Here is a 5,782-nt window from a genome sequence, read left to right on the forward strand (position 1 = left end):
TAGTTTATGGTTTATAGTTTATAGTTTATGGTGTATAGTTTATAGTTTATGGTTTATAGTTTATGGTTTATAGTTTATAGTCTATAGTCCTTCAACTATAAACTATCAACTATAAACTATCAACTATCTACTACCTTTCAGCGTTAAAATACTTGAAGCAAAGATATTACCAAATTCCTCCAACTTTTTGAGAAACCAAACTACTTCCTTTTTGAAATTTGATTTGTAATTTTGCATTTTGATATTTATATTTGATATTTAATATTTGATATTTATTTGTTGTCTCCCCCAAATCCTATTTTGCAGAACCCTATTCTTGTTCCTTTATTTTTTTTCCTTCCTTGTTACCATAACTTCATCTATTATTCCGTATTCTTTTGCCTGTTCGGCAGACATAAAGAAATCGCGGTCAGTATCTCTTTCTATTCTTTCTAAAGGTTGATGTGTATGTTTTTCTAATATTTTATTTAATATTTCCCGCATTCTAATAATCTCGCGAGCTTGAATATCAATATCCGTTGCCTGTCCTTGAACACCACCCAGTGGTTGATGAATCATAATTCTGGCATGAGGTAAAGCATAGCGTTTACCTTTTGTGCCTGCGGCTAAAAGTAAGGCGCCCATACTTGCCGCCTGTCCAATACATATCGTGGCAATATCTGATTTAATATACTGCATCGTATCATAAATTGCCAGTCCTGCAGTGACTACTCCTCCTGGATTATTAACATATAAGTTTATTTCCTTGTCAGGATTATCCGCTTCAAGGAAAAGAAGTTGGGCAATGATTAGATTAGCCACATCATCATCAATTAATGAGCCAATAAAAATTATTCGTTCTTTTAAAAGTCGCGAAAATATATCATACCCTCGCTCTCCTCGATTACTTTGTTCTACCACCATTGGAACTAAAGCCATTGTTTATTTCCTCCTTTTTTCCTCACATTTTTTAATATCGGCAATTTCGAGTAAAAAATTAAGTGTTTTTTGCATTCTCAATTCTTCCATCAGAATTGCCTTTTGTTGGTTATCTTCAAGATATTCTTTTATCTTTTGTGGTTGTGTTCTAAAATTATCTTTTACCAGGATTTCATATTCTTCATTTTCTATTTTAATATTTTCCTTTTGTGCGATTGCATCTAAAATCAAATATTTCTTTACCCGCTCCATCGCCTGGGGCCTGAATTCATCCCGACAATCCTCAATAGTCATATTTTTCTTTTTAAGATAATCATTAAGTTCAAATCCTTGTGATTGTAAATTATTATGGAGGTTAACCACCAGATAATCAATTTCTCTTTCTACTAATACCTTAGGTAGAGGGAAAGAGTGTTGTGAAATTAAAAGTGTTGTAAGTTCGTCTTTTAATTTTTCTGTTGACTCAAGTTCTGCGGCTTCAATAAGGTCTTTTTTAAATGCCTCTTTTAATTCTTTAATCGTATCAAATTGACCCAAATCTTTAGCAAATTCATCATCTAAAACTGGTAATTTTCTTTCTTTGACTTCATTAATTTTTACCTTAAATGTTACCTTTTGTCCCGCCATATTAGGGTCAGAGTATTCTTTTGATAACTTAATTTTAAAGGTTTTTTCCTTACCTTTTTTGAGACCAAATAATTGTTGTTCAAACTCTTGAGGGAAGATTTTTTTACCCACCTCTAATAAAAAATCTTTGTGACTTCCATCAGGCAGTGGTTTGTTATCCTTGAAACTCTCAAAATCAAAAATAACAATGCTCTTTTTCCCAATAGGTTTTTCCACTACCTCTATTGGTGCATATTTTTCCTGGAGTCTGTGGAGTCCATCATCCACATCTTTATCCGTAATATTGGTCACCTTTTTGGTAAGTGGAATTCCATGGTAAGTTGTAAGTTCAATTTCAGGTAATACTTCTACTTTCGCTACAAAAGAAAACGGTTCATCTTTCTTGATATAATTGACCTCTTCTATCTTTGCCTGGGAAATTATCCGGATATTTTTTTCTTTTATTGCTTGTAGATAGCGATTAGAAATAAGGTTTCCTATAACTTCTTTTTCTACCGCTGGGCCGTATCGTGTTTCTAAAACCTGACGAGGCACTTTACCTTTTCTAAAACCTTGAAGTTTAGCCGTTTGAGTTAATTTCTGATATTTTTTATCAAATTCTTGCTCAAGTTCTTCCTTAGAAACTGTAATTTTTAATGTTAATTCACATTCATTGTGGTCAATTGTTTCTAGTTCCATTTATCCTATCATCCCTAATTCATATAATATGATACTTTCTGTAACAATACTTGCGGATTCACATCTCAGAATATTTGCCCCAAGTGATACAGGAATAATTCCTTTAATTTGGACTGCGGTTATTTCCTCCTCAGTAAATCCTCCTTCTGGACCAACAAAAACAGCAATCTTTTTTAGTAAGGTAACATCCCTATTGAGAAAAACTTCTCGTAAGGGTGTTTTTGCATTCTCATATAAAATTAACCCTAAATCAACTTCTTTTATTAACTCTAATGAGGTTTTGAGATTAGTTACAGGATAAATTATAGGGATTATACATCGTTGACATTGAGATGAGGAGGCTTTAGCTATTTTTTGCCACCGTGTGAGTTTTGTCGATTCGTTTTTTAAATTTATCAATGACCTTTGTGTTTTAACTGGAATTATTCTTGTTACACCCAATTCAGTGGATTTACTTATTATCAAATCCATCCTGGCTATTCTGGGTAGTGCCTGAAGTAATGTTAATTCTACTTTTTGCGGTGGATGGATAATTTTTTCAACAATGTTAGTTTTAACTTTATCCGCGGCAATCGAAGTAATCGTTGCGTGATATTCATTTCCCAAACCATCTAACGCAATAATCTTATCTTTTTCTTTTAGCCGAAGGACATTTTTGAGATGATGAATATCATCTTTATCCACAATATCAACATTATTTTTAACTATACTTTCAGGATTGACAAAAAACCTGCGATGCATCATTCTACTAATTCAATTAAAGACATCTCTGCTCCATCACCGATTCTTTTGCCAACTTTCAGTATTCTCGTGTATCCTCCATTTCGATTCTGGAATCTTGGTCCAATAACTTCAAATAATTTTTTCCCTACATCTTTACTTTTAACATAAGTCAGTACTTGTCTTCTTGAATGTAGGTCGCCGATTTTTGTCAGAGAGATTAATTTATCTGCTAACCCGGTTAATTCCTTTGTTTTGGCTGAAGTTGTTGCAATCTTCCCATGTCGAAATAATTCGGTGACAAGATTATTTAACAGAGCCTTTTTATGGCTTATGGTGCGATTAAGTTTTCTACCTTTTTTTAAATGACGCAATTGTATTTCACACTCCTTATCTTTGGTAGGCTAAATAGTTACTATTTCTTATTATTTTCTAATAAATGGTCTATATCTTTCATTCCTAATGAAACTCCATAAGTGGCTAATTTATTTTTTATTTCTGTGAGTGATTTTTTACCGAAATTTCGAGTTTTTAACATATCATTTTCGGTTTTTTTAACCAATTCACCTAATATTTTAATATTAGCGGCTTTAAGGCAATTAGACGACCTGACTGATAATTCTAATTCTTCGATGTTCATTTTTAAAATATTCTTTAATCTTTCAGTTTCTTTATCCACTATTGGTTCTTCAGATTTGTCTTCTTCCTCCTTAATATCAATAAAAGCCGCGATTTGGTCTTTGATAAGTCTGGCGGCCTGGGCTACGGCTTGATGAGGTTGTAGAACTCCATTTGTCCACACTTCTAATATCAACCGTTCATAATCGGTCATTTGTCCTACGCGGACACCTTCTACTGAATAGGCAACGCGAACTACTGGAGAAAAAAAGGAATCTATGCATATAACTCCGATTGATTCCTGTCCTGTTTTATTCTGTTCAGCTGATACATAACCGTATCCTTTCGCTATTTCTAATTCCATATTTAATTTTCCATCAGTATCCATTGTGGCAATATGGAGATTTTTGTTAAGTATTTCTACTTGTGGTGGACATTGAAAATCCTCTCCCGTTACTTCTCCTTCTCCTTCTTTGTTTAAGTAAATTTTTACTGCTTCAGAATCATGTAATTTTAAAATCAATTTTTTCAGATTTAAAATTATCTCCGGAACATCTTCAACTACCCCTGGAATAGTAGAGAATTCATGAAGAACACCCTCTATTTTTACCGAGGTAATCGCCGCACCTTCTATTGCGGTTAATAACATTCTTCGCAGGCTATTGCCAATAGTTGTTCCTCTACCTGGTTCAAATGGTTCTGCAATTAATTTACCGTAGCTATCAGTTAAAGTTTCTTTTTCCCATTCTATTTTTTTAATCCTTTTTAAGGCACTTATTCCGCCCTTACTACCCATAATTTTTTCATAACCTCCTTAATTTTGGTAATTGGTAACTGGTAACTGGTAATTGGTAACTGGTGAATGGTAATTAGTTACCAATTATCTGCTTTTAATTTTATGAAACCATATTCTATTTTGAATATAACGCCACGATTAACGATTCATTAACTGGCTGGTCAATATCCTGTCTATTTGGCAATGAAACTACATTGGCTAATAATTTATCTTCATCCATTGCTAACCAACTCGGTATCCCTTTAGGTGAGGCGATTGTCTTTAATATTTCTTTAATTCTATCCTGGCTTTTGGGTTTTACGGTAATGGTATCATTTGCCTTGACTAAAAATGAAGGAATATTAACCTTTCTGCCATTAACGATTATGTGGCTATGTCTAACTAATTGTCGTGCCTGTGCCCTTGATTCTGCCCACCCTAAGCGATAGACAATATTATCTAATCGTCGCTCTAACAAGATTAACAAATTTTCGCCAGTAATGCCTTTTTGAGTAACAGCTTTGGTGTAATAATTTCTAAATTGTTGTTCAAGGATTCCATAGATATGGCGAACCTTTTGTTTCTCTCGCAATTGAAGGGCATAATCGGATACTTTTTTCCGTTCCTGACCTTTTAATCCTGGTGCATAGTTGCGTTTGTTAAGTGAACATTTTTCTGAGATACAACGCGTTCCTTTTAAAAAAAGTTTCTCTCCACTTCGTCGGCAAACCTTACATTTTGATTCAGTATATCGTGCCATTTACTTAATCATCCTCCTGATTTTTATGAGATAATTATATTATATTATCACATATTTATAAATTTGTCAACATTTTTTGAATAAAATTTTTCAACCTGTGCAGTTAGGTTTAAAATTAGTAACTATTCACCACGAAGAGCACGAAGGACACGAAGATGTTACAGAACAGATCTCTTTATGCTTTTTTGGTGGTGTCTGAAAATAACTCTAATAGTGAAATCTATGCAGATTTGGTGTCCAAAAGGGATTTCCTCCAAAGAGCAAAATGCAAAACTCGTTTATAGTTTAGAGTTTATAGTTTATAGTGTATAGTGTATAGTGTATAGTCCTTCAACTATCAACTATCAACTATCAACTATAAACTATCAACTATAAACTATCTTTGCCAAAGTTCAGTAAAATTATCTCTTTCCTTTCAGCGTTAAAATACCTGAAGCAAAAATATTACCAAATTCCTCCAACTCTTTGAGAAACCCTGCTACTTCCTCTTTGAAATTTGATTTGTAATTTTGCATTTTGATATTTATATTTGATATTTATATTTGATATTTGATATTTGATATTTAACCTGCAATCGGCAAGTGAGCTAACCAGAATAGCGTTAACCCCTTGATATATCAGTAGTTAATCTGTTAAAAAATCTGTAGATTTTTTAACAAAAATGATTGACATTGGCCTCCTTCTAT

Annotated in this window: 6 protein-coding genes; all 6 read right to left on the reverse strand. The window is 33.1% G+C overall.

The features are described from left to right. Positions 1-324 precede the first annotated feature (324 nt). Positions 325-918 carry an ATP-dependent Clp endopeptidase proteolytic subunit ClpP gene (gene clpP, locus AB1422_15870; GenBank protein ID MEW6620787.1) on the reverse strand — a complete coding sequence of 198 codons (594 nt, stop codon included), beginning with the start codon at positions 916-918 and terminating at the stop codon, positions 325-327. 3 nt (positions 919-921) lie between these two features. Next, positions 922-2,223, reverse strand: coding sequence for a trigger factor (gene tig, locus AB1422_15875; protein MEW6620788.1), 1,302 nt, complete (start codon positions 2,221-2,223; stop codon positions 922-924). Next, a complete protein-coding gene (locus tag AB1422_15880; GenBank protein ID MEW6620789.1) occupies positions 2,224-2,967 on the reverse strand; it encodes an RsmE family RNA methyltransferase in 744 nt (247 codons plus the stop codon). Continuing rightward, the gene (gene rplQ / locus AB1422_15885) at positions 2,964-3,317 is read right to left on the reverse strand and encodes a 50S ribosomal protein L17 (protein ID MEW6620790.1); all 354 of its coding nucleotides are present in this window, start codon (positions 3,315-3,317) and stop codon (positions 2,964-2,966) included. Before rplQ ends, AB1422_15880 begins: the two co-directional genes overlap by 4 nt. 41 nt (positions 3,318-3,358) lie before the next feature. Beyond that, the gene (locus AB1422_15890; GenBank protein ID MEW6620791.1) at positions 3,359-4,357 is read right to left on the reverse strand and encodes a DNA-directed RNA polymerase subunit alpha; all 999 of its coding nucleotides are present in this window, start codon (positions 4,355-4,357) and stop codon (positions 3,359-3,361) included. Between the two features lie 115 nt (positions 4,358-4,472). Continuing rightward, complete coding sequence (rpsD, locus tag AB1422_15895) at positions 4,473-5,096, reverse strand: 30S ribosomal protein S4 (protein ID MEW6620792.1); 624 nt, start codon at positions 5,094-5,096, stop codon at positions 4,473-4,475. Positions 5,097-5,782 lie beyond the last annotated feature (686 nt).

This window comes from bacterium (genome assembly GCA_040757115.1).
Lineage (GTDB): Bacteria > UBA9089 > CG2-30-40-21 > CG2-30-40-21 > SBAY01 > JBFLXS01.

What these genes read in the sequence shown, in the direction of transcription:
- clpP (MEW6620787.1), bottom strand. Translation starts at nt 918, where the DNA reads ATGGCTTTAGTTCCAATGGTGGTAGAACAAAGTAATCGAGGAGAGCGA.
- tig (MEW6620788.1), bottom strand. Translation starts at nt 2,223, where the DNA reads ATGGAACTAGAAACAATTGACCACAATGAATGTGAATTAACATTAAAA.
- AB1422_15880 (MEW6620789.1), bottom strand. Translation starts at nt 2,967, where the DNA reads ATGATGCATCGCAGGTTTTTTGTCAATCCTGAAAGTATAGTTAAAAAT.
- AB1422_15890 (MEW6620791.1), bottom strand. Translation starts at nt 4,357, where the DNA reads ATGGGTAGTAAGGGCGGAATAAGTGCCTTAAAAAGGATTAAAAAAATA.
- rpsD (MEW6620792.1), bottom strand. Translation starts at nt 5,096, where the DNA reads ATGGCACGATATACTGAATCAAAATGTAAGGTTTGCCGACGAAGTGGA.